The 24312-nt window shown below is 62.2% G+C and carries 18 protein-coding genes and 1 tRNA gene; 13 read left to right on the forward strand and 6 right to left on the reverse strand.

What is annotated here, in order from left to right; genetic code table 11:
- Positions 1 to 72: 72 nt before the first annotated feature.
- Entirely contained in the window at positions 73 to 825 is a 753-nt protein-coding gene (locus tag ACQY5P_RS05580) for an NAD kinase (RefSeq protein ID WP_428410637.1), read from the forward strand.
- 166 nt (positions 826 to 991) lie between these two features.
- Positions 992 to 2983, forward strand: a complete 1992-nt coding sequence (locus tag ACQY5P_RS05585) for an EAL domain-containing protein (protein ID WP_428409859.1) — start codon at positions 992 to 994, stop codon at positions 2981 to 2983.
- Between the two features lie 12 nt (positions 2984 to 2995).
- On the opposite strand, the gene ACQY5P_RS05590 is transcribed toward ACQY5P_RS05585, so the two are convergent.
- Positions 2996 to 4387, reverse strand: coding sequence for a carotenoid oxygenase family protein (locus ACQY5P_RS05590; protein ID WP_428409860.1), 1392 nt, complete (start codon positions 4385 to 4387; stop codon positions 2996 to 2998).
- A 97-nt stretch (positions 4388 to 4484) separates the two neighbouring features.
- Here ACQY5P_RS05590 and ACQY5P_RS05595 point away from each other — a divergent pair, with 97 nt between their 5' ends.
- From ACQY5P_RS05595 to ACQY5P_RS05630, 8 genes are all read left to right on the forward strand, one after another.
- A complete protein-coding gene (locus tag ACQY5P_RS05595) occupies positions 4485 to 5951 on the forward strand; it encodes an amidohydrolase family protein (RefSeq protein WP_428409861.1) in 1467 nt (488 codons plus the stop codon).
- 90 nt (positions 5952 to 6041) lie between these two features.
- Positions 6042 to 7406, forward strand: a complete 1365-nt coding sequence (radA, locus tag ACQY5P_RS05600; protein ID WP_428409862.1) for a DNA repair protein RadA — start codon at positions 6042 to 6044, stop codon at positions 7404 to 7406.
- 115 nt (positions 7407 to 7521) lie between these two features.
- The gene (locus ACQY5P_RS05605) at positions 7522 to 8211 is read left to right on the forward strand and encodes a CvpA family protein (protein ID WP_428409863.1); all 690 of its coding nucleotides are present in this window, start codon (positions 7522 to 7524) and stop codon (positions 8209 to 8211) included.
- Positions 8208 to 9779 carry an amidophosphoribosyltransferase gene (gene purF, locus ACQY5P_RS05610; protein WP_428409864.1) on the forward strand — a complete coding sequence of 524 codons (1572 nt, stop codon included), beginning with the start codon at positions 8208 to 8210 and terminating at the stop codon, positions 9777 to 9779. The genes ACQY5P_RS05605 and purF overlap by 4 nt, the downstream gene beginning before the upstream one ends.
- 73 nt (positions 9780 to 9852) lie before the next feature.
- Positions 9853 to 10368, forward strand: a complete 516-nt coding sequence (locus ACQY5P_RS05615; protein ID WP_428409865.1) for a rhodanese-like domain-containing protein — start codon at positions 9853 to 9855, stop codon at positions 10366 to 10368.
- A gap of 79 nt (positions 10369 to 10447) precedes the next feature.
- On the forward strand, positions 10448 to 10717 hold the full coding sequence (locus tag ACQY5P_RS05620) for a MoaD/ThiS family protein (protein WP_428409866.1): 270 nt from the start codon (positions 10448 to 10450) through the stop codon (positions 10715 to 10717).
- A gap of 17 nt (positions 10718 to 10734) precedes the next feature.
- Positions 10735 to 11814, forward strand: a complete 1080-nt coding sequence (locus tag ACQY5P_RS05625) for a WD40/YVTN/BNR-like repeat-containing protein (RefSeq protein WP_428409867.1) — start codon at positions 10735 to 10737, stop codon at positions 11812 to 11814.
- Between the two features lie 76 nt (positions 11815 to 11890).
- Positions 11891 to 12877 carry a methyltransferase domain-containing protein gene (locus ACQY5P_RS05630; protein ID WP_428409868.1) on the forward strand — a complete coding sequence of 329 codons (987 nt, stop codon included), beginning with the start codon at positions 11891 to 11893 and terminating at the stop codon, positions 12875 to 12877.
- Between the two features lie 49 nt (positions 12878 to 12926).
- On the opposite strand, the gene ACQY5P_RS05635 is transcribed toward ACQY5P_RS05630, so the two are convergent.
- From ACQY5P_RS05635 to ACQY5P_RS05655, 5 genes are all read right to left on the reverse strand, one after another.
- Positions 12927 to 15845 carry a valine--tRNA ligase gene (locus tag ACQY5P_RS05635; RefSeq protein ID WP_428409869.1) on the reverse strand — a complete coding sequence of 973 codons (2919 nt, stop codon included), beginning with the start codon at positions 15843 to 15845 and terminating at the stop codon, positions 12927 to 12929.
- A 71-nt stretch (positions 15846 to 15916) separates the two neighbouring features.
- A complete protein-coding gene (locus ACQY5P_RS05640) occupies positions 15917 to 17995 on the reverse strand; it encodes a prolyl oligopeptidase family serine peptidase (protein ID WP_428409870.1) in 2079 nt (692 codons plus the stop codon).
- Positions 17996 to 18106: 111 nt separating this feature from the next.
- Positions 18107 to 18634, reverse strand: a complete 528-nt coding sequence (locus ACQY5P_RS05645) for a DUF2497 domain-containing protein (protein ID WP_428409871.1) — start codon at positions 18632 to 18634, stop codon at positions 18107 to 18109.
- 126 nt (positions 18635 to 18760) lie between these two features.
- Positions 18761 to 20119, reverse strand: a complete 1359-nt coding sequence (locus ACQY5P_RS05650) for a TolC family outer membrane protein (protein ID WP_428409872.1) — start codon at positions 20117 to 20119, stop codon at positions 18761 to 18763.
- A 113-nt stretch (positions 20120 to 20232) separates the two neighbouring features.
- Positions 20233 to 20928, reverse strand: coding sequence for a protein-L-isoaspartate O-methyltransferase family protein (locus tag ACQY5P_RS05655; RefSeq protein ID WP_428409873.1), 696 nt, complete (start codon positions 20926 to 20928; stop codon positions 20233 to 20235).
- A gap of 175 nt (positions 20929 to 21103) precedes the next feature.
- Between ACQY5P_RS05655 and ACQY5P_RS05660 the strand changes: the two genes are divergently transcribed.
- The 3 genes from ACQY5P_RS05660 to ACQY5P_RS05670 all read left to right on the forward strand — a co-directional run bounded on the left by ACQY5P_RS05660 (position 21104) and on the right by ACQY5P_RS05670 (position 24309).
- A tRNA-Cys gene (locus tag ACQY5P_RS05660) sits at positions 21104 to 21177 on the forward strand.
- Between the two features lie 357 nt (positions 21178 to 21534).
- The gene (locus ACQY5P_RS05665; RefSeq protein WP_428409874.1) at positions 21535 to 23100 is read left to right on the forward strand and encodes an efflux transporter outer membrane subunit; all 1566 of its coding nucleotides are present in this window, start codon (positions 21535 to 21537) and stop codon (positions 23098 to 23100) included.
- A 9-nt stretch (positions 23101 to 23109) separates the two neighbouring features.
- Positions 23110 to 24309, forward strand: coding sequence for an efflux RND transporter periplasmic adaptor subunit (locus ACQY5P_RS05670; RefSeq protein WP_428409875.1), 1200 nt, complete (start codon positions 23110 to 23112; stop codon positions 24307 to 24309).
- The last annotated feature ends 3 nt before the right edge of the window (positions 24310 to 24312 follow it).

Raw genomic sequence — 24312 nt, forward strand, 5'->3', positions numbered from 1 at the left:
AAGCCCCCGGGTAATGCAAACCAGGGTGATGCAAATTCGCCTTCAGACGCGCCTGCCGCCGCAAAGCTGAAAATGGGCTTTTTGGGGCATGACCGTCCGACTGCGCAGGAAACACTTCAAGAGCTGAAAGATCGCTACGGCAATCACACGGTCGAAGAGTGTGATGTTATCGTGCCCGTAGGCGGCGACGGCTTCATGCTCGACGTCCTGCGTGCGCATGCCCATCTCGGCAAGCCGTTCTACGGCGTCAATCGCGGCACGGTGGGCTTCATGATGAACGACGCGCGACTGGACGAACTGCCGGAGCGGATCGCCGACGCCGAACCGGCGGTCATTCATCCGCTGGAGATGACCGCGACCACCATGAATGGCGACAAGGTCAAGGCGACGGCGATCAACGAGATTTCGCTCTTCCGCGAAACCCGCCAGTCGGCGCGCATCCGCATCTCCGTCAACGGCAAGGTGCGTATGGAAAGCCTCACCTGCGACGGCGTGCTTCTCGCGACGCCCGCGGGCTCCACCGCCTACAACCTCTCCGCGCACGGGCCGATTCTTCCGATCTCCGCGCAGATGCTGGCCCTGACGCCGATCAGCGCGTTCCGGCCGCGGCGCTGGCGCGGCGCGCTCCTGCCCAGGGACGCGGTCGTCGTGTTCGAGACTTTGGAGAGCGACAAGCGCCCCGTCTCCGCCGTCGCCGACAATCAGGAAGTCCGCGACGTCATCCGGGTGGAGGCACAGGAGAATCGCAATATCGCCATGACATTACTGTTCGACCGCGGCCAGTCGCTGGAGGAGCGTGTCCTCCGCGAGCAATTCGACTATTAAGGTTTTTCCAGACCCCTTAATGAGCGGTTTACCTTAAGCCCTGAATCGACGCAGGGTGCGCGGGAATGCTTCGGTTTCCTGTTCAGCGAGAATTAACCCGCGCCACCGAACATGGATGGATTGTTAACCGGGGCGGCGGCCATGTGGCCGGCGGAAGGGCTAAGGGATGGGCGCTCAGGCAGTTCGGCTTTCCAATGTCGACATCGACAACGCCTTAAAGAACAAGGACTTTGAAGTCCTTTTTCAACCGGTGTTCGATCTCGGCAATGGCGCCCTCGCCAGGGTCGAAACCTTCGTCCGCTGGCGCCATCCGAAGCTCGGCATGCTGCCGCCGGGCGCATTCATTTCGTTTTTCGAATCGCAAGGCCGGATGAGCGAACTCACCCGCTATGTGCTGGCGAGCGCGCTCAAATCCTACATGGACTGGCGCGGTCCCTGGCCGCCGGGCCTGTCGGTCAATCTCGCCCTCTCCGATCTGAGCGACGACGCCTTCACCTCGCATTTCACCAAGCTTTTGCGCGATCACGATTTTCCCGCCGATCTCGTGACGCTCGAATGCCCCATGCCGCCCGTGGACATGCCGCTGGAGACGGCGCAGGCCCACTTCCAGCGTCTCGGCGAAACCGGCGCCCGCCTCGCCATCGAGGTCCGGGGCCGGGCGAATGAGCTGTTGCGCTCGCTCGACCCGTTTCCGTTCGACGAAATCAAGACCGGCGGTTCGGCGATCCTCAGATTTGCGCGCACCGTGCGCGGCCCCGGTCTTTCCGCCATCGCCGATCTTCTCGATGTGGCGAACAACGCCAATGCCGCCATCACCGCCGTCGGGGTCGAGGATCAGGCTTCCCTCGCCGCGCTGCGCGGGCTCGGCTTCACCGCGGCGCAAGGCAATCATCTCGGCAAGGTCGGCGCGCTCAAGGATTTCCGTCCGCATCGCATCAACGAAGTGCGCGAACTGCTCAATCTCGAACCGTTAAGTCAGGAAAACATCACCGCGCTCTTCCGCACCGAAGCGCCCGCCGCGCAAGCCGCAAAACCCGCGCCCGGCGCAAAACGCAAGGACGCCGGCAAGACCGAAGACGCGATGCTCGACCGCCTGAACGAACGTGTCGCGCAATATGGCGATGCGCCGTCTGAACAAGGTGAAACCGAAGACGCCGCAGCCAGGGCTGAAGCTGCGGAAGACGAAAAGAAAGCCAAGGCGCGCGAAAAGGCGAAAGCGCTCGCTATGGCGAAACGCGCCAAGACCCGCGCCGCCCGCAAGAGCGCGGCCATCGAACGCGCGAAAGCAAAAGCCGCGACGCGGCCCGAGGAGATTACAGACATTCCCGCCGGCGCCGCGAGCGTTGCGGCAAGCCATGCGCCGCGCGACATGCAGGAGCGCCTGAGCCGCGCCTTCACGGCGGAAGACAAGTCCGAGATGTCATCTCCGCAACTGACGCCCGACATGGCCGCGAGAACGCCGCCGCCCGCCCAGACGCCAGCACCGGCGCCCGCCGCTGCAGAAACCGGGACGCCAGTCATGATCTCTCCTGAGGAACTGGCGCCGCAGCAGGCGAAAGCCGCGCCAATGGAAAAGCCAGTGAACAAACCCTCAACCATTGAACGCGCGATGATGCAGCAAGGGGGGATGCAGCAAGCGGGGATGCAGCAGGCGGCAGCTCAGAACAGCGCCGCCAGCGCTTCGTCTGCGCCGGTAAAGCTCGCGGTCGGCGCTCACCGCGCCTATTTCCAGCCGGGCATTCGCGTTGGCGCGCCTGCGCTCTATGGCGAGCCGGAAACGCCGGTGAAGCCGAGCGGCCTCAAATTGCCGAAGCGTGAAGCACCCTCTGCGCCAAGGCCTGCGGCGCCAAGACAAGAAGCGCCGCAATCGCAGCCCCCAATTTCTGAAACCGCCGCTGAAACTGCGCGCGAAGCGGCGCCGCACCTCAAAGCGCAGCCGGCGATCGAGAAGCCGATCTTCGCCGATCCGCCCCGCAAGCCTTTGCTCGGCGATCTACATGCGGAGACATCAGCGGCCGCAAAACAGGTTCGCCGCCGCAAGCCTTTCCTGAAGCGGACGGTTGTTCCGATGTCCGGACATTTCTGGCCGAAAAGCTGGCGGCGCGCCTGGAAGCGCCGCGCCGCAGCGCGCGCAGCGGATCGCCAGGCTGCGGAATAATAAAAATTCGCTCTAGGCGCCTTTGGCCCAGATCCCGTGAAACCCGGCCGGAACGCGTTGCGGCAGCTTTATGCGCGCGACCGGCGGCGCTGAAAAATCGCGCGCATTGATAACATGCGCTTCTGAGTTCCCACCCATGTCGGCGGTAAACGTGACGAGCCAGCCGTCGTCTTCTTCGGTTGCGCCGCTGCGTGATGCGAAAGCGGGCTCCGATCCGTAAACGCCCTCCGGAAAATCGTGGCGTTCGCACTTTCCCGTCTGCAGATCGTATTTCAGCAGCGCCGAAAAACGCTGCTCGATGCAATCGTCGAAAACGACGTGATAGGAATAGCGCGTCCTGCGCCCCGCATAGTCGTTGTTGACCACGGGAAATTCCGAGAGCGCGTCGTCGATCTGTTCCTCGCGCCCGGCGCCGGTCTTCATGTTCATGCGCCAGAGAAAAGGCTGCGCGCGCAGGGCCAGCACGTCGGCCATCGCCGCATAGGGTCCGTATGCCGGATCGGGCTTCAAGCCGTTCGGGACCATCTTGCAGGCGGCCATGACGACCTCGTCGCCCTCCTCCCAGCTATTGATGACGTGATAGATGTAGGAGGTCGGGAACTCGAACCATTTCACGTCTCCGCCTTTGCGCGGCACGACGCCGAAGCGCGTCGGCTGATCCGCCACATGGATCTGCCATAGGCGGTTGCGGATCGCGGCTTCGGAAAAGATCACCGGAAGATCGTGAAGGATGACGTAGTTCTGCGTCATGCCCATGTCGTGGGGAAGACGCGGCCCGGGAAGATCGATCTCCTGAAACTGCGTCAGCGCGCCGTCGCGCGACACCGTTCCCGTCCACATTTTCGGCTCGTAAAGCGCATAGTCGAAAAAGACGAGTTCGCCGGTTTTGGGATCGGTCTTTGAGTGCGCCGAAATATTGCGCGGCAGTTTCCCGCCGAAATTTTCTGCGCCAATGGTTTCGAGCGTTTCCATGTCAACCGCGACAGGCTGCCCCGAGATGTACCACAGCGCCAGCAGCTTTCCGTTGTGGACGACAAGATCGGTGTTCGCCGTGTCGCGGTAATTGACTTTGCGCCCCGGCGCGTCGCGCGACGGTTCGAAAATGCCCGCAAGCGCAGACGACCCGTTGCGTTTCAAATCTTCAGTCCGGACGTAACGGTTGCGGTAACGCGCCTTGCCGTTCTCAAACCAGATCCCGTGGATCATGCCGTCGCCGTCGAACCAGTGATGCATGCCCTTTGGCGGTTTGGCGGGGTTCGGCCCGTTGCGGAAATAGGCGCCGTGAAGCTCGCGCGGAATCTCGCCGATGACCGGCAAATTGTCGGCGGAGACTTCCTCCCTCACCGGCGCATAAAGACCGCGGAGATAGGGGTTGAAGGCATTGATGTTCTCAACGTCTGACATGGGCGTTTCCCTGCTTTTGGCGCAGGCTATCAAACGCGGAGGAGATGTGAAATGATCCAGCACACAAGACAGGCCGCCAGCGTGGAAGGGAGAGTCCATGGTGCGAGTTCTGATCGCCGCGATCATTGTCGTCGCTGCAAGTGCGGATGGCGCGGCGGGGAAAGACTACGACATCGCCATCAATAATGGCCGCGTCATCGACCCGGAAACCGGTCTTGACGATATCCGCCATGTCGGCGTCAAAGACGGCGCTATTGCGACGATATCGAAGCGCCCGCTCGCCGGCGCGCAAACGATTGACGCGCAAGGCCTTGTCGTCGCGCCGGGCTTCATCGACCGCAACACCTATGTGCTGGGCCCCGAACTCTTCCGCCTTCGCGCAGCAGACGGTGTAACGACGACGTTCAACTTTGAAGAAGGCGCCAACGACGTCCCCGCCGCTTACGACGCGCTCAAGGATCAGGCGCTGATCAATTTCGGCTTCTCGTCCTCATGGGCCGGCGCGAGACTGGCGACGCTCAGCAAAACGCCTCCCGCGATGAACAAGGGGATCGCCGAGCTCGGCGATATCGGTCCCGATGAAATGGCGGCCATCGCCAAGTCATCGGTGACAGACGAACAACTGGCGGCGATCATCGCCATCGTCGAGCAGGGCCTGAAGGACGGCGCGCCCGCGGTCGGCATGGGCGTCGAATACATGCCGGGCGCGACGATGACGGAGGTTTTGGAGGTTTTCAAACTCGCCGCAAAATACAACCGGTCTGTTCAGATCCATCTTCGCGACTGGGATCGGACGAGCGACTACGCCTATATTTATGAGCCCATCGCAGGCGCGCTTCTGTCCGGCGCCGCGATCCATATCAGCCATCTTAATTCGTCAGCCGCCAATTACGTGGAACGCAATCTTGATCAGCTCGATATTGCGCGACAAGCGGGCGTGGCAGTCACAACGGAGTGTTATCCGTATACGGCGGGCATGAACGATATCCGCGCCGAAATGTGGGCGGATTGGCGTGAATGGCCCGAAGAGAGATTTCACAATTACCAATGGTCGCAAACCGGCGAACGGCTGACGAAAGACAACTTCGCCGAGTACCGTGAAAAAGGCGGCCTGGTCATCATTCACTGGATGAAAGAGGAATGGATCGACGCCTGCGTCGCCCATCCGGAAACCCAAATCGCGTCCGATGGCGGCTGGGATCCGAATGGCGGCCACCCGCGCGACGCCGGCACGAATACGAGCGTGCTTGGCCGCTTCGTTCGCGAGAAAGGTCTTTTGTCGTTGCCGGCGGCGATCCGGAAGATGTCTTACCTGCCGGCGACATCGCTCGAAGCGGCGGCGCCGCAAATGGCGCGCAAGGGCCGTCTGCAAAAAGGCATGGACGCCGATATCGTTATCTTCAACGCCGGCACGGTCAGCGACCGCGCCACCTATGCGGAGCCTCAACTGGCGCCGGAGGGCATAGACTATGTGATCGTCAACGGCGTCGTCATCAAAACGCCCGACGGGTTCGTCGACGGCGCGGCCCCTGGAGAGCCCATCCGCCTGCCCCCCGCCGAATGAAGATGTCGCGCGTCCCGTTTCAGGCCTTGCATTGGCGCTCAAAATCAACCAGAGAACATTTAAAGAACATCTGAGCTTGCCGGAGGCGCGTTGGCCAAACATTCCGACACTTATGTCTGCCAGTCCTGCGGCGCGGTCTATGGAAAATGGGCCGGGCGCTGCGAGGCGTGCGGGGAATGGAACACCATCCAGCAGGAAACGTCGGAGGCCGGACCGCCGGGAAGCCTTGCAGGCTCAGGCGGCGCAAAAACCAAAGGCAAAAAGATCGAGTTCACCAGCCTGACCGGCTCTACGGAAGAAGCGCCCCGGCTCCTTACCGGCAACAATGAATTCGACCGCGCCTGCGGCGGCGGGCTTGTGCCCGGTTCGGCGCTGCTCATCGGCGGCGATCCCGGCGTCGGCAAATCGACCTTGCTGTTGCAAATCGCGTCGGGCCTCGCCAAAGGCGGCGCGTCGGTCGCCTATATCTCCGGCGAGGAAGCGACGGCGCAGATCCGATTGCGGGCGCGGCGTCTCGGCGTCGAGAAGGCGCCGGTGCATCTCGCATCGGGCACATCGCTTCGCGACATCCTCGCGACGCTGAAAGCGGAAAAGCCCGACGCCGTCATCATCGATTCCATCCAGACCTTGTGGTCCGACGCGCTGCCCGCTGCCCCCGGCACGGTGACGCAGGTGCGCTCCTGCGCCCAGGAACTAGTCCGCTTCGCGAAATCATCCGGCGCTATTCTTCTGCTCGTCGGTCACGTCACCAAGGACGGACAGATCGCCGGCCCGCGCGTTGTCGAACATATGGTCGACGCGGTGATGTATTTCGAAAGCGAGCAGGGCCGCGATTTCCGCATCCTGCGCGCCGTCAAAAACCGTTTCGGCGCGGCCCACGAAATCGGCGTCTTCGAGATGGCGGGCGACGGCCTGCGCGAAGTCGCGAACCCGTCCGAACTCTTCCTCACCGGCGGCGATGCGGCGGTGTCCGGCGCCGCCGTCTTCGCCGGGATCGAGGGGACGCGGCCGGTGCTGGTTGAAATCCAGGCGCTCGTGTCGCCCTCCTCCCTCGCATCGCCGCGCCGCGCCGTGGTGGGCTGGGACTCCGCGAGGCTCTCCATGCTGCTCGCTGTCCTCGATGCGCGCGCAGGCCTCGATTTCGGCCGCCATGACGTCTTTTTGAATGTCGCCGGGGGTCTCCGCATCGCCGAACCCGCCGCCGATCTCGCCGCCGCCGCGGCGCTCTGCTCCTCGCTTTTCGATTCGCCTTTGCCCCGGGACCGGGTTGTCTTCGGCGAAGTCGCCCTTTCCGGGGCCGTAAGGCCCGTCAACCAGACCGAGGCCCGCCTTAAAGAAGCCAAAAAGCTGGGCTTTTCAGGCGCCCTCGCCCCGGCCGGGGCCCAAAGCGGGACACTCAAGGTCGTGGAGGCGGAAACGCTCGCCGATTTGGCGCGCTGGGCGCGCAATCCGTAAGCATCAGCGGTTGAGAAAAATCCCCATCGCCGCTATGGAGTTGGCCGGGGACAGGAAGCGACTCGCCCTATGAAAACGAGCACTCGTTTCGGGGCGGCGATAGGCGGGTTCAGTAATGTTTGATCTCCTGGTTTTAGCGGTCGTCGGCATCTCCACCGCCTTCGCCGTCTTGCGCGGGGGCCTGCGCGAATTATCGACCCTTCTAGCCCTTGCCGTCGCCGGGGGCGTCACCCTCCTCCTGATCGAGCCGGCCCTCGCCGTCACCGGACAGGCGGGCAGCTTTTTCGGCACCGCCATCATCGCCGCCATTCTGATCGCCATCTTCTTTCTGGCGGCGCATATCGGTTTTCACATCGGTCTCAAGCGGATCCCGCTGGAAGGCCGCGCCAAAACCATCGACCGAATCGGCGGCGGCGTATTCGGCTTTTTCCGCGGCCTTGTGCTCATCGGGCTCGGCTATCTTGGTTATTCCTACTATCTCGACGAAGCGAAACAGCCCGAAGAGGTGAAATCGGCCGTGACACGGCCCATCGCCGCCGGTATGGCGCACTGGTTCGAAAGCTTCACGCCCGAGACCGCAGACCTTGACGCGCCGGTGAAGCCTGCCCAAATCGAGCCCGAGGAAGACGCGGCGGTCTCCGGCTATGAGCGCAGCGACCGCAACAGCCTCAACGAGATCGTCACCACGGTGACCACGACCGACCCGGCCATCGCAGACTCCGCGCCCGGCGCCGAAACTGCAGAAGATGTCGAAGAACAAGACGACCCCATCGCCGACATCCTGAACGAGGACAATCCGGAATGACCACGCCATTTGAGGACACGGGCGACGCTTCCCTGACTTTTGCCGACCGCGCCGCCAGCTTCCTCAGAACCGACGGCGCGGCGCGGAAAGCGGACCAACAAGAGCTTGAAGCGCTTGTCGGCAAACCGAAGCTCGTCGAGGAATGCGGCGTTTTCGGCATTATCGGCACGTCGGACGCCGCGGCGCTCACCGCCCTCGGTCTTCACGCGCTCCAGCACCGCGGACAGGAAGCGGCGGGGATCGCCAGCTTCGACGGCAAGCATTTTCACAATGAACGCTTCATGGGCCTCGTCTCGGATAATTTCTCCGACGCGCAGACGCTGCATTCCCTCGCAGGCGACGCCGCCATCGGCCATACGCGCTATTCGACGCAAGGCGAGACCGTGCTGCGCAACGTACAGCCGCTTTACGCCGATCTCGACCAGACTGGCATCGCCATCGCCCATAACGGCAATCTGACCAATTCGAAAACCCTGCGCGCCGACCTCGTCCGGCGCGGCTGCATTTTCCAGTCGACCTCGGATTCCGAAATTTTCCTGCAACTGACGGCGCGCTCGCAATATCTCTCCGTCGTCGACAAGCTGATCGAGTCCCTGAAACAGGTCGAAGGCGCCTATGCGCTGACCGTGCTGACGCCGGAAGGCCTGATCGGCGCGCGCGATCCGGTGGGCATCCGTCCGCTCATTCTCGGCGATCTTAAAGGCTGCCCCATCCTCGCCTCGGAAACCTGCGCCCTCGACATGATCGGCGCGAAATTCGTGCGCGACATCAATCCCGGGGAAGTCGTCATCTGCCGCGCCAACGGCAAGATCGAAAGCCGTCAGGTGTTTCCGAAAAAAGATCACGCGCGGCCCTGCATTTTCGAGCTCATTTACTTCGCGCGGCCTAACTCCGTCGTCGACGGACAGAGCGTTTATGAATTGAGGAAGCGCCTTGGCGAACGCCTCGCCAAGGAAGCGCCTTGCGAGGCCGACATGGTCTCGCCGATCCCGGACTCAGGCGTTCCCGCCGCCATCGGCTATGCGCAGAAAACCGGACTTCCCTACGAGATGGCGCTGATCCGCAGCCATCATATCGGCCGCACTTTCATCGAACCGGAACAAAAAATCCGCGAGGCGGGCGTCGCGCGCAAGCACTCGCCGAATCGCGCCCTCATTGAGGGCAAGCGCGTCGTCCTTATCGACGACTCCATCGTGCGCGGCACCACCTCGCGCAAGATCGCGCAGATGCTGCGTTACGCGGGCGCGAAAGAAGTGCATATGCGCATCGCCTGTCCGCCGATCGTGCATCCGGATTTTTACGGCATCAATACGCCGTCCTATGAAGAACTGATTTCCGTCGGCCGCACGGTCGAAGAAGTGCGCGCCATGCTCGGCGTCGACAGCCTCGCTTTCCTGTCGCTCGAAGGGCTCTACAAGGCGTTCCGCAAAGGCAAGCGCGACGAGACCGCGCCGGCCTTCACCGATCACTGTTTCACCGGCGATTATCCGACCAAACTCACCGACCGCGACGCCGAAGCGCGGAACGCCATGGTGACCCAGCTTTCGTTCCTGGCTGAGACGAGCTGAGCATTAACTTTAAGCCGGCATAATTCTGCCGGATTTGCCGGCCACGATCTCCTCGCTTTGGAGGAGATGCGTCATGAAATCCCTTGCTTCGCTCAGCGTCCTCATCGCCGCATCGCTGGCGGCGGCATGCGCCGCTGGCCCTGCGACGAAACAAAACGCCAATCCCAATATCGATTACCCCGGCTTCGCTGCTTTGGTCGGTGACGTTGAGACGTATCGCGCAAAGCGGCTGATCGATCTCGACACGTTTCTGCGCTACGCCGCCGACGAGGATACGATCATTCTCGATTCCCGCTCCGCTGAAGCCTTCGCCCGCGGCCATATCAACGGCGCAGTCAATCTGCCCTTTTCGGATTTCACGCAGGAAAAGCTCGACACACTCATCGGCGACAAATCCCGGCGCATCCTCATCTATTGCAACAACAATTTTGCGGACAATGCCGAACCCGTCCCGCTGAAGCGCGTGGAGCTGGCGCTCAATATCCCCACTTTCATCAATCTCTACGGCTACGGATATGAAAACATCTATGAGCTGGAAGAGGTGATTTCCCTCAACGATCAGAGGCTTGCGTTTGTTCGACGCTCCTGAACGCTTTTCGGGCTTCTCATCCCCGAAAATATAAGTTAGGCTTTCACCTAACTATTGGATCAGATGCGAGGAGCGCCCGATGGCGCATGTCTCCTTCACGGACAATTTGCAAAAGCACCTGCCCTGCCCGCCGGTGACCGCGCCGGGCAAAACTGTGCGCGCGGTCATGGACGCCGTGTTCGAGGAAAACGCGCCTTTGCGCGGCTACATCCTCGACGATCAGGACCGCCTCAGAAAACACGTCAAAATTTTCATCAACGATGTCGCGATTTCGGACCGCGTAACATTGAGCGACGCCGTCGCAGAGAACGATCGCGTCTTCGTCTTTCAGGCGCTGTCGGGCGGCTGATCAATCGGGAGAGAAACATGGCTGACGTCTTTTACGTCGCAAGCCGCAAGGGGCTGTTCGCCTATCGCCGCATCGGCGCGGACTGGAAGACCGGCGCGCCCAACTTTCTCGGCGAACCGGTCAGCGCGGTCCTCAAAGACAAACGCGACGGCGCAGTCTACGCCGCGCTCAATCTCGGACATTTCGGCTGCAAGCTTCACCGCTCGGACGATGACGGCGCCACATGGAAAGAACTGGCGCCGCCCGCCTTCCCAAAAGCGGAAGACGGCGCCGAGGACGCGCCCTCTGTCGATCTCATCTGGTCGCTGGAAACTGGCGGTGATGACGAACCCGGCGTTCTCTGGGCCGGCGTCATTCCCGGCGGCTTGTTCCGAAGCGAAGACCGCGGCGAAAGCTGGACGCTGATCGAAAGTCTATGGAACCGCGAAGAGCGCAAGGGCTGGTTCGGCGGCGGCTACGACAAGCCGGGCATTCATTCGATCCTCGTCGATCCGCGCGACTCGAAGAAACTCACCCTCGGCATTTCCTGCGGCGGAATCTGGAAATCCGATGACCGCGGGGAAACATGGCGGCTGACCGGCAAGGGTCTACGCTCCGATTATACGCCGCCCGACCAGTCGGAAGAGCTGAACACGCAAGACCCGCACCGCCTCGCCTCCTGCACAAGCGATCCCGACACGGTCTGGTGCCAGCATCACAACGGAATCTTTCTGTCGCGCGACGGCGCCGAGACCTTCGTAGAATTCAAGGATGTGAAACCCGCCGTCTTCGGCTTCGCGGTCGCCGCGCACCCCCATGACCCGGACACCGCCTGGCTGGTTCCGGGGATCAAGGATGAATACCGCGTGCCGGTCGATGCAAAGCTGGTGGTCAACAAAACGACCGACGGCGGCAAGTCGTTCGCGCCGCAGTCGAAAGGTCTTCCCGACCCAAGCTATGACCTTGTTTACCGTCACGCCCTCGATGTGGACGAGACCGGCGACCGCCTCATCATGGGCTCGACGACAGGCAATCTCTGGGCGAGCGACGACGGCGGCCAAAGCTGGCGGCATTTGAGCGCCCACCTGCCCCCGATCGCCCAGGTTGCTTTCGGTTAACCGCCTCTTTTTCCCTCTTGATTTTCCTTCCGGCCAACGGCACATCCCGCGCCGGATTTTCCGTCATGGAGTTTCTATGCGTCGCGTCATGCGGTCGTCGGGCGATCTCATCGCCGACCGCCGGTATCAGTACGGCCTCGACCTCGCCCGCGAAGGCGACGCCGCCGCCGCCGCCGATCTCTTCGAACAGGCATTGGAGCGCGCGCCGCAATGGGCGGACGCCTGGGCGGCGCTCGGCCGCGCCCGGCGCGAGGCCCACGATCCGGCGGGCGCCGCAGCCGCGTTCCGCGAGGCGCTACGCTGCGACCCCGCCGATATTCTCGGCGCCAGTCTCGAGCTTTCCCGCCTTGACGCCAGCGTCGAGATCGACGCCGCTCCGCTCGCCTATGTGAAGGGCCTCTTCAATTCCTATGCGGAGGATTTCGACAAGGCGCTGGTGGAACGCCTCGCCTATGCGACCCCGCAGAAACTCGCCGCCATGGTTGCGGAGATGGGCGGCGCGACGCCGAAACATTTCCGGCGCGTGCTCGATCTCGGCTGCGGCACCGGGCTCTCCGGCGAGGCGTTCGTCGCGAGCGCCGGCTGGCTCGAAGGCGTCGATCTCGCCGAGGCCATGGTGGCAGCGGCGAAAGACAAAGGCGTTTACGACGCCCTCGCCTGTTCCGACATCATGTCGTTTCTGGGCGAGACGGAACACACATACGATCTCATCGTCGCCGCCGACGTCTTCATCTATTTCGGCGATCTGAAGCATCTCTTCGCCGCCGCGTCGGCGAAACTCGCCCCCGGGGCGCTCTTCGCCTTCTCAGTGGAGCGCTCAGAAGCAGCCGAAACGACATTGCGCGACTCCTTACGCTTCGCCCATTCGGCGGGTTACGTCGCCTCCGCGCTTTCCGCGGCCGGGCTTGAGTTGGCGAATATGGAAGAGGCGGTGTTGCGCAAGGATCGCGGCGCGGATGTGGAAGGGTTGCTTGTCGTGGCGAAGAAGCCTGCGGAAGTTGTGGACGGCGTGAAGCAGGAAACAAAGGCGGATCAGACATTCGCGTTGGACAAGCTGAATTAGAGCCACCAATCTCCGATCATCCCGGCGCAGGCCGGGGAAGTCGGAAAAACTACAAATCTTTCAACCGCGCCAGCGCCGCGTCGATCTTTTCAAGCTGTTCCACATAGCTCGCCCGGCGGACATGCTGCTCCTCGACGACTTCCTTCGGCGCCTTGTCGACGAAGTTCTTGTTGGCGAGCTTCTTGTCGATGCCGGCGACTTCTTTTTCGGTCTTGTCTTTTTCCTTGGCGAGGCGCGCTTTCTCCGCGGCGATGTCGATGAAATCAGCAACGGGAAGCGCCGCCACTGCGCCCGCATGAACCACCTGCACCGCGCCCTTGGGCGCTGCGTCAGCCGTTGAAATCTCCGACAGGCGCGCAAGGCGTTTCAACACGTCGTCATGACGTTTCAGCTTCGCCGCATCGTCCGCCGACCCGCCGACAAAGATCAATGGGATTTTCGCGGCGACAGGCACGTTCATTTCCTGACGCACCGAGCGCACGGAGGAGATGAGATCGATCACCCAGTTCATTTCCGCTGCGGCGGCGTCATTTTTCAGGGCGTCATCAAAAGACGGCCACTGGCTCAGCATCAGCGCGCCGCGCTTGGCGAAGGCGCCCCAGAGTTCTTCCGTCACGAACGGCATGAAAGGATGCAGCAATTGCAGGATGCGGTCGAGCGCCCAGGCGGTCGCCGCGCGGGTTTCGGTCTTAGCCGCCTCGTCCTCGCCCATGAGAATGGGCTTGGCGAGTTCCAAATGCCAGTCGCAGAAGACGTTCCAGATGAATTTGTAGATCGCGCCCGCCGCGTCGTTGAAGCGGTAAGCCTCGATCTCGCGCGTCACATCCGCCGCGCATTGGTTCGCTTCGTGGACGATCCACTGGTTGAGGGTCAGCTTTGCTTTCGCCGGATCGAAATTCGCATCCGGCTTGCACTCGTTCATCTCGGCAAAGCGCGCGGCGTTCCACAGTTTCGTCGAGAAATTGCGATAGCCTTCAACGCGCGCTTCCGCGAGGCGGACATTGCGCCCCTGCGCCGCCTGCGCGGCCAAGGTGAAGCGCAGCGCATCGGCGCCGTATTTGTCGATGAGGACGAGCGGGTCGATGACGTTGCCTTTCGACTTCGACATCTTTTGCCCATGCTCGTCGAGCACCAGCGCGTGGATGTAGACCGTGTGAAACGGCACATCCTTCATGAAGTGGACGCCCTGCATCATCATCCGCGCCACCCAGAAGAAGATGATGTCGAACGCCGTGACGAGGACGGAGGTCGGATAATGCTTTTCCAGCTCGTCGGTTTTCTCGGGCCAGCCGAGCGTCGAGAACGGCCACAGCGCCGAAGAGAACCATGTATCGAGGACGTCCTCGTCCTGACGCAAAATAAACGCAGCATCGTCAATGACCTGGTCGCCCGTAGGTTCAAAATCTGGAGGCCCTGCCCGCAGATCATCAATTACATGCTCGATCCCAGGTTCGTCTGCATAATTCTTTTTGTAAAATTCTTCTGCTTGCTCATACGCGGCGTTCGCATCAGGAGCACAGAAAATATTCCCTCGGTCATCGTACCACGCAGGAATGCGATGTCCCCACCAGAGCTGGCGCGAGACGCACCACGGCTCGATATTGTTCATCCACTGATAATAGGTCTTGGTCCAGTTTTCTGGGACGAACTTGGTCTTGCCGGTTTCCACCGCCTCGATCGCCGGTTTCGCCAACGTTTTCGCATCCACATACCACTGATCGGTGAGCATGGGTTCGATGACGACGCCGGAGCGGTCGCCGAAAGGCTGCATGATCTTTTTGTCTTCGATCTGGATCATCAAGCCTTCAGCGTCGATGTCGGCGATGACGCGCTTTCGCGCCTCGAACCGGTCGAGACCGCGATATTCGTCCGGCACGAGATTGATGCCGTCCACATAAGACGCATCCGGCTCGCCGCCCTTCTTCACCAGTTTCTGCGCCTTCGCCGCTTCTTCCGCGTATGGGGCGCCGTCGTCGCGCATGGCGCCTTTCATATCCATGAGCCGGTACATGGGAATGTTGTGGCGCTTGGCGACCTGATAGTCGTTGAAGTCGTGCCCGCCGGTGATCTTCACTGCGCCGGAGCCGAAATCAGGATCTGGATAATCGTCCGTAATGATCGGAATCAATCGGCGGTGTTCTTTCGGCCCCACGGGAATTTCGCAGAGCTTGCCGACGATCGGCGCGTAGCGCTCGTCGGACGGATGCACCGCCACGGCGCCGTCGCCGAGCATGGTTTCGGGGCGCGTCGTCGCGATGGAAATGTAATCGCGCGTTTCGCGCAAGGTTACGTTTCCGTCTTCGTCCTTCTCCACATATTCATAGGTTTCGCCTCCGGCCAGCGGATATTTGAAATGCCACATATGGCCGTCGACTTCCTGGTTCTCGACTTCGAGATCGGAAATCGCGGTTTCGAATTTCGGGTCCCAGTTGACGAGGCGCTTGTCGCGATAGATCAGGCCTTCATTGTAAAGATCGACAAAGACCTTCATCACCGCCCTGACCATCTGGTCATCGGACGACCCATCTTCTCCCATGGTGAAGCGTTCGCGCGACCAGTCGCAGGAGGCGCCGAGGCGCTTCAACTGATTGATGATCGTGCCGCCTGACTCATGGCGCCATTTCCAGACGCGCTCGACAAACGCCTCGCGGCCCATGTCGCGGCGCGACGGCTCCTGTTTTTCCATGAGCTGGCGCTCGACCACCATCTGCGTCGCAATGCCCGCATGGTCGGTGCCCGGCTGCCACAGCACGGATTTGCCGCGCATGCGCTCGAACCGGCAGAGAATGTCCTGCAGCGTGTTGTTGAGGGCGTGCCCCATATGGAGGGAGCCGGTGACGTTGGGCGGCGGAATGACGATGGTGAAGGGCTCGCCCTCTCCCGACGGCTTGAACGCGCCGGAACGCTCCCACGCCTCGTAAAGGCGGGCCTCGGCGGACTGGAAATCGAAGTTTTTTTCTAGGGACATCGTCAATTCTGCGGTTGCGAAGGCCCGGTTTATCCGCCGCCGCGCCAATGCTCAACCGCTTTCCCTGCGGCTTAGCTGGCCGAGACCTCCAGCCCGGTCCAGCGGGCGATAAAGGCCCACATATCGGCGTATTCCTCGATGATCTTGTCCGTGGGCTTGCCCGCCCCGTGGCCGGCCCGGGTCTCGATCCGGATGAGGTGGGGCCGGTCGCCGATATCCGCCGCCTGCAGCGCCGCGGCGTATTTGAAAGAGTGCCCCGGCACCACCCGGTCGTCGGTGTCGGCGGTCGTCACCAGGATCGCCGGATAGTCCCCGCCTGAACGAATGTTGTGATAGGGCGAGTAAGCATAAAGGTTCCGGAAATCCGCTTCCTTAGACGGATCGCCATAATCGTCCACCCAGAACCGGCCTGCGGTGAATTTGTTAAAGCGCAGCATGTCCATGACGCCCACGGCCGGCAGCCCCGCCGCAAAGAGGTCCGGACGCTGGTTGATGACCGCGCCGACGAGCAGTCCGCCATTGGACCCGCCCTGAATGGCGAGCTTGGTTTTTGTCGCAACGCCTTCCGCGATCAGATATTCCGCCGCCGCGATGAAATCATCGAACACATTCTGTTTGTTGAGGAGCCGCCCGGCGTCGTGCCATTCCTTGCCGTATTCGCCGCCGCCGCGAATATTGGCGAGGGCGAAAACGCCGCCCATCTCCATCCATTGAAGCCGCGTCACCGAAAAGGCCGGCGTCACCGAAACATTGAACCCGCCATAAGCGTAAAGCAGCGTCGGCGCGCCTCTGGAAAGATCGAGTCCTTTTTTGTGTGCGATGAACATCGGAATCTTGGTTCCGTCCTTTGACGGATAGAAGACCTGACGCACTTCGTATTCGACGGGATCGAACGGCGTTTGCGGTTCGCGGAACACCAACTCTTCGCCTTTGGCGATGTCGTAGCGGTAAATTGTCGGCGGCCAGTTGAAGCTTTCGAAGCTGAAAAAAGTTTCCGTATCATCGGGTTCGCCGCCGAAGCCGCCGGCCGAGCCGACGCCCGGCAGCGAGACATCGCCCAGCGCCGCGCCGTCGAGGGCGAATATCCGCACCGCCGATTTCACATCTTCCATGTAATGCGCAAAAATCCGCCCGCCGACGATGTTGACGCCAGAGAGCACATGCTCGCTTTCGGGGATAACTTCCGTCCAAGCGCCGGGCTCATCCGCAGGCGTTGAAACAAGCTTGCCTTTCGGCGCGTCCCTGTCGGTGAAGAAAAAATGCCGGCCATCCGCCGTCGCGATATAGCTGTAGTCGTACTTAAAACCGGAAACGATTTCCTTCGGTTCCGCTGCGAAATGCGCAAGATCGATCAGCACAACTTCATAGCGGCTGTCGGTGCCTTTCCAGACCGTGACAACCAACGTCTCGCCATCGCTTGAAACCGTGGCGCTGAAGCCTTCTTCCTGGCGCTCAGGCCGGTCATAGATCAGCCGGTCTTTATCCTGCGCGTCGCCGATTTTGTGGAAATAGACCGCCTGATAAAGATTGAGGCTCTGGAACGCTTCGCCTTCTTCGGGTTCGGGATAGCGAGAATAGTAAAATCCCGATCCGTCCTTCGCCCAGCTTGCGCCGGAGAATTTCACCCAGTCGATTTTATCCTCAAGCACGGCGCCGCTTGCAGCATTCACGACGCGCAGCGTCATCCAGTCCGACCCGCCCTCCTGCACCTGATAGGCGACGAGCGATCCGTCCGGCGACGGATGATATGTGCTCAGCGCCGTGGCGCCGTCATCCGACCACGCATTCGGATCGAGCAGCACGCGCGGCGCGCCCTCCTCACCCTCCTGCACATAGAGGACATACTGGTTCTGGAGCCCGTTATTTCGGCGGTAGAAAACACGTTCTCCCTTTTTGACGGGCAGCAGGAATTTCTCGTAATCCCACAGCGCCTTCAGCCGCGCCTTGATCGCGTCCCGCCCCGGCAGGGTATCGAGATAGGAGAACGTGACCTCATTCTCGGCCTGAACCCAGCCCGCGACCTCGGCGTCCTCGCGCACATCGGCTTCAAGCCAGCGATAGGGATCGGCGACGGTGACGCCGAAAAATTCATCCCGCTGATCGACAGTCTTGGTCGCTGGATAGGCCGGTTTCATTTGGTCCTGTTTCATGGACCCGGTTTCGCGCATCGGCGGCCGCCATGCAAAAGAAAAAGCCGGCCCCTTTCTCTTTCGGGGACCGGCTTTCCGCAAATTCTGTCAGATCAGTTTCAGCAGCCCAGTCTAACCACGACGGCGGCGCGCCACCCGCTGGACCTCTTCCTCGACCTTTTCCTCGACAATCGCCGGGAGATTGGCGTCGAGCCAATCTTTAATCATGGGTCTGAGCATCTCGGTGACGATGTCTTCAAGCGTCTTGCCGGGCCCTTCGGAAATCCGCACCGACTGGGAAAGGTTCTGAAACGCCTGCGAGGCGGCCGCGGCCGCGCTCCGGTCGAGAATATCGTCTTCGCTGTCATGCTGCATGGGGGCCGCCGCTTTCATCGGTTGCTTGACCATTTCGATTTCGTCTTCAGGATCGATCTGAGGGCGCGCTGACGGAGCCGGCGCCGCCGGGCGGACCTCTTCCCGGGTGAGGGTCAGTTCGGGCTTTTCCTCTGCGGGCGCCGCAGGCCTCGGCGGAGCGGGCGGTGCCGCGGGCGCGGTTTTCGCGGCCGGCGCGGCAACCTGATCCTCCTCATCCTCGGAGATAATCCGGCGGATCGAGGCGAGAATCTCTTCCATGCTGGGTTCAGGCTGGGCGTTTTCCATGTGACCTCTAGGTCCCTGGCGGGTGGTTTTGGCGAATCGGATCGTCGAAACTGGGCGGCGCCCGCCCAAGTTTTACGTTTTTCAGCCGCTTCGCGCCAGTTATCAAGGCCTGACGAGCCGCGCAATCTAATCCTCGTAGAGCTCTCCGGCGGCGGCCTCAAGGGTCTCAATCGGAACGCCCGCCGCTTCCGGCGTCAGCATGCCGATCGCCGCGAGAAGACCGAAGGCCGCAGTCTGCGCGTCGCGCTGGGCGCTGACCAGCGTCACTTGCGCATTCAGGTATTCTTGCTCTGCGTTCAACACATCCAAGGTTGTGCGCGTTCCCACTTGCGCTTCCTGGCGTACGCCATCAAGCGCGAGCGTGTTGGCCTCGACCGATGCGGCGGCCGAGCGGGCGACAGCGCGCGCCGACACGAGGCGCTCCCAGGCGGCGACAGTCTGCGCCTCAACCTGACGCGATGCGGCGACTGCAGTTGAACGGTCGCTTTCATGCAGGGCTTTCGCTTCCCGCACGCGCGAGAAATTGAGGCCGCCAAGAAAAATCGGCATGGAAGCGCGCGCGCCGAAACTGAATTCCTCACTGTTGTTGATGAAGAAGCTCGGCTCCTCCGCATACTGATAACCGGCGGTCACAGACACCTGGGGCAGAAAAGCGCCGCGGGCGATGTTCACCTGACGGCGGGAGACCTCGGCCTGTTCGCGCGCAGCGATATTGGCAGGCGCATATTGCGCGGCGACGGCCAGCGCGGCTTCGAGCGTTTCCGGAAGGTCCGGCAGGGTTTCAACGGGATCGAGATCGCCGGGCGCCTGCCCTACGAGTTCGGCATATTGCGCCCGTGCGATGGCCAGTTCTCCTTGCGCCGTCGAGAGCCGCGCCCTGGCTTCGGCGAGACGGGCGTCCGCCTGCGACACGTCGGTGCGGGTGATTTCGCCCACATCGAAGCGCGCTTTTGCCATGTCCTGTTGACGCACCAGCACCGTCACATTGTTCTTGTTGAGGTCGAACACGGCCATGTTGCGCTGGACATTGAAATAGGCGCTAGCGACATCAAGCAGCACTTGCTGCTCCGCAGCCGCAAGTTGCGCGCCGCCGGCCCGCACCCGCGCGCCCGCCTGTTTGATGGCGTTGTAATTGCGGAAGCCGGTGAAGACAGGCTGCTCGGCGTTGACCGCGCCGGTCAGCGGTTCGAACTCGGTGTCCTGCGCCTGGGGCATGGGATTGGGATCGTTGGGATCGACATTAAAGAGCGATGTCACTGTCTGATCCACATGCTGATAGCTTGCGGAGGCGGAAACCTGCGGGAGCGCGCCGGCCCAGGCCTGGGCTTTGGATTCGCGGATCGCACGCAGCCTGGCCCGCTCGGCGCGGATCGTCGGATTGGTCTGATAGGCGAGCGCCAGCGCGTCATTAAGCGTTTCGCCGCTGGCCGGCGCGCTTACGCCAAGCGCCGATACAACAGCCAGAAGAGAAACAGCAACCCGCACAACCAAACGCTCCTTGCCCCAAGCCGGAGACACTATCGCCCGGCGCAAAACTAATCTGCGCCTTCAGACCCCGTCTTCAAGCCGATTCAGCAGCTTGTCTCGTGAATATAGCGTTAAAACACGAAGGTTTTTGCTGCGGCGAAGCCGGGAAGGACGGTCTTTGCGGTGGCGTCGAATTTTTCCTTCGCGGCAAAGGCGTCGCCGCTGCGCCGGTAGACGACGCCGCGCGAAACGCCGTCTCGGCGCTGGATCGTGGCGAGCCGCCCGCCATCCTTCAACTGCATAAGGAGTGCGTCCGGACGCACTTCAATAACCCCATCCAGAAGAATGAGATCGAAAGGCCCCTGATCGGCGGCGCCCTTGGCGCTGTCGCCTGCGATGACCGCCGCATTCCCGACATCGAGTTTGGTGAGATTTTCCTGCGCCGCGGCCGCAAGCGTTTCGTCGCTTTCCACCGCAACAACCATGTCGACAAGGCGGGCGAGGATCGCCGTCGAATAGCCCGTGCCGGCCACCGCATCGAGGCAGAGATCGCCCGGCCGCGGATCGGCCGCGGCGACGAGCTTGGCGAAATCCCGGGCGGTCAGCATGGCGCGCCCCGGCGCATAGGGAAGCTCGCGCTCCACATAGGCCTGCTCGCGTATCCCGGCCGGCAAAAACACCTCACGCGGAACCGTTTCGAGCGCCGCCTGAAGCCTTAGATCGGTGACGTCATTGGTGCGCACCTGGCTCTCGACCATCCGCCGCCGCGCCGCTTTGAAGTCCATAAGAAGTCCCTTGTCGCCGGTTCGTTCCTGGCGGGCATACATCCCGCCGCCCAACAAGGCAACGCGGCGGAATGAGCCGCATTCCGGGCCCCTGCCGCCGCCTCATTTCGCTCCCCTATTTCGCCGCCCATTTCGCCTTTGACCGGGCCTTCGCCCCGCGCTATGAGGACGGCCCTTCCCGGAGCCCCCCTCACACCACGGGGGCAGCTTTCCTTCCGGCCACGTGGCGGAGTGGTGACGCAGCGGCCTGCAAAGCCGTGTACGCCGGTTCGATTCCGGCCGTGGCCTCCAAAACCCCAGATAATCAGACCCTCGCCCGCCAAGTATTGATCGTTCTCACCGGCGCTTTAGAAATTTGCGCGCGGTCGCGCGCGGGCGGTTCGATTCCGGCCGTGGCCTCGATACAACATTATGAATCTATTTCGATTTTCTGTTCCTAAAGCCTGTTTTGGCCGTTCTTCGGCCTTATCTCTTCATTAAAATTTTAACGGCTTGTGTTTTCAATCTGTTACCAAACGCCTTTTCACCTGCCGTTCGCCGCGTTGATGGAACCGCCCGCCGCTTCTCGCTTGCGGCGGCTGCGAACAACGGACAAGTAGAACCGAAACGGTCTGTCGACCAACTGAAGTGATTTGAGGAGTGGATTTGATGCGATTCGGGGGCGTGGCGCTCATAGCCTTGATGACGGCTTCCTGCGCAAGCATGGATCAGGAATTGCTGGACGCGCAGCTGCCGGACGCGCCCGCGGCTTGGGCGGCGGATGACAGCGTCACGACCGCGCCAACAGGCGACTGGGTCGCGGCCTTTCAGGACAGCGCGCTGCGCGGGCTGATCGACGAAGCGCTGGAACACAACAACAATTACCTCGCGACGGCCGCCAATCTCGACCAGGCGCGCGCCGGCGCGCGCATCGCCCGCGCAGACCTGTTGCCGACTCTCGGCGCGTCTGCGCGGTCGAGCCGCAACGCCATCGTCACCGATCCGACCTTGTCGGCGCAGGTCGGCGGCGGCGGCGTAAATGAACTCAGCGGATTGCGGGCGCAGGAGATCGAAGACCGCTTCGGCGTCGATTCAGACGGCGACGGCAGACTCGACGGTCTCGACACAGACAATGACGGCCTGATCGACTCCGATCTCCCGAACCGCCGTCTTTACATCAACAACTTCTCGCTCGGCGCCCAGATCCAGTGGGAGCTCGATGTCTGGGGCCGGCTGACCGACGAAACTCGCGCCGCCTATAAGGACGCCGCCGCCGCTTACGCCGATCTCGAAGCGGCGCGCCTGTCCCTCGCTGCGCGCGTGGCGCAGGCCTGGTTCGCGCTCATCGAAGCACGCCAGCAGCGCGAACTCGCTGAACGGGACACCGAAGCGCGCGAACGGAACCTCCGCGTCACCGAACGCCGTTATGACCGCGGCGTGTCGTCGAGCCTCGACGTGCGCCTGTCGCGCTCGGCGCTCGGATCGAGCCAGGCGAACCTCGCCTTGCGCCAGCGTCTTGAACTCGAAGCCTCGCGCGCGCTCGAAGTGCTGCTCGGCCGCTATCCGGCGGCGGAGCTCGAAGCAGCTGCCACGCTGCCCTCGCTTCCGGAACTCGCCGGCGCCGGCGCCCCGGGCGAAATTCTCGCGCGGCGCCCCGATCTCGCCGCAGCCGAAGCGCGTATGGAAGCGAACGGCCTTCGCGCTCGCGCAGCGCGCAAGCAATTCCTGCCGCAACTTACGCTGACATCGCAGATTTCAACATCGGGCCCGAACCTCGCCGACATCATCGATCCGGAGCGTCTCGCCGGCAATATCGCCGCCGGCCTCTTCCAGCCGCTCTTCCAGGGCGGGCGCATCCTCGCCAATTCGAAGCGCGCGCGCGCCGCGGCGGAAGCCTCGCTTTACAATTATGTGCAGACCGTGCTGACGGCCTATCAGGAAGCCGAAAACGCAATCGCCGCGGAGACCCTTCTCGCGGCCCGCGAAGAAGCGTTGCGCCTCGCCTATGAAGAAGCCGCCGCGGCGGAAGACCTCACCGAGCGCCGTTATTCCAGCGGCGCCGCCACCATTTTCAACCTTCTGGATGCGCAAACGAGAAGAATCTCGTCTGAGAGCGCCTATATCCAGGCCCAGCAGCAGCGCGTGTCGAACCGCGTCCAGCTTTATCTCGCCATTGGGGGCGATTTCCTCACTGAGGAACGGCTGGCGGCGCTGCAGGCTGAAACCGGAGAGTAAGTAGCCGTCATGTTTCGCAAACTTTTCACACTTATCGGCACGCTGGGCATTATCGCCGTGTTTATCGGCCTCGTGATCGGCATGTCCATGCTGCGCCCGAAACCGGAGCGCCAGGAGCCGAACCTCACACCGCCCTCGGTTTTTTACACCCTTGCAGACTCCCAATCGGTGACGCTCGACGTGTCGGCGCAGGGCGAAGTCCGTCCGCGTACAGATATTTCTCTGACGGCGCAGGTCGCCGGGCAAATCGTTTCGACATCCGATGAATTCGTCAATGGCGGCGCCTTTGAAAAGGGCGATGTCCTAATCAAGATCGAAGACGCGCCTTATCGCGCCGCCGAAGCGGCTGCAGGGGCGCGGCTTGCCCAGGAACAGGCGGAATCCGCGCTCGCCCGCAAGGATTATGAAGAACTCGGACTTCAGGACGATCCGGCTGCGCTCGCCCTGCGCATCCCGCAGCTGGAACAGGCGCGCGCAGAATACAACGCCGCGAAACTTGATCTGGAGCGCACGACCATCCGCGCGCCGTTCAAGGGCCGCGTGCGCGAACGTATTGTCGGCGTCGGCCAATATGTGGCTCCGGGCGCCCAGCTTGGCCGCATTTTCTCCACTGACGTGGCCGAGATCAGACTGCCCTTGACGGATAACGATCTTGCGAAGCTCGGCCTGCCCCTCGCCTTCAGCGAGACCGAAAATGATCCGGGCCCGACCGTCGCCATGTCGGCCACCATCGCCGGTAAAATGCATCACTGGACCGGCCGCATCGCCCGCACGGAAGGCGCCATCGACGCGGCCACTCGTCAGGTCATCGCCATCGCCGTCGTCGACGACCCTTATGGCGAAGGCGCCGACAATGGCACGCCGCTCGCCATGGGCCTGTTTGTCGAGGCGACCATCACCGGCAAGCCCTATGAGAACGCCATCGTCCTGCCGCGCGCCGCGCTCTATGGACGCGACACGGTTTATACGATCGCCGAGGATGACACGCTTGTGGAGCGCAAGGTTGAGATTGTCTCCACCGACCGCGACACCATCACCCTCGCCAGCGGCGTGGCGGACGGCGAACGCGTCGTCATCTCACCGCTGCGCGGCGCATCCCCCGGCGACAAGGTCAGCCCAGCCGATCCGCTGGAAGCGGTCCCGGGCTCGGAAAAGACGAATGAGCCTTCGCCCACGGCGAGCGCCTCCAACATCACCTCGGGAGAATAACCC

It is taken from the genome of Hyphococcus sp., assembly GCF_965267305.1.
GTDB lineage: Bacteria > Pseudomonadota > Alphaproteobacteria > Caulobacterales > Parvularculaceae > Hyphococcus.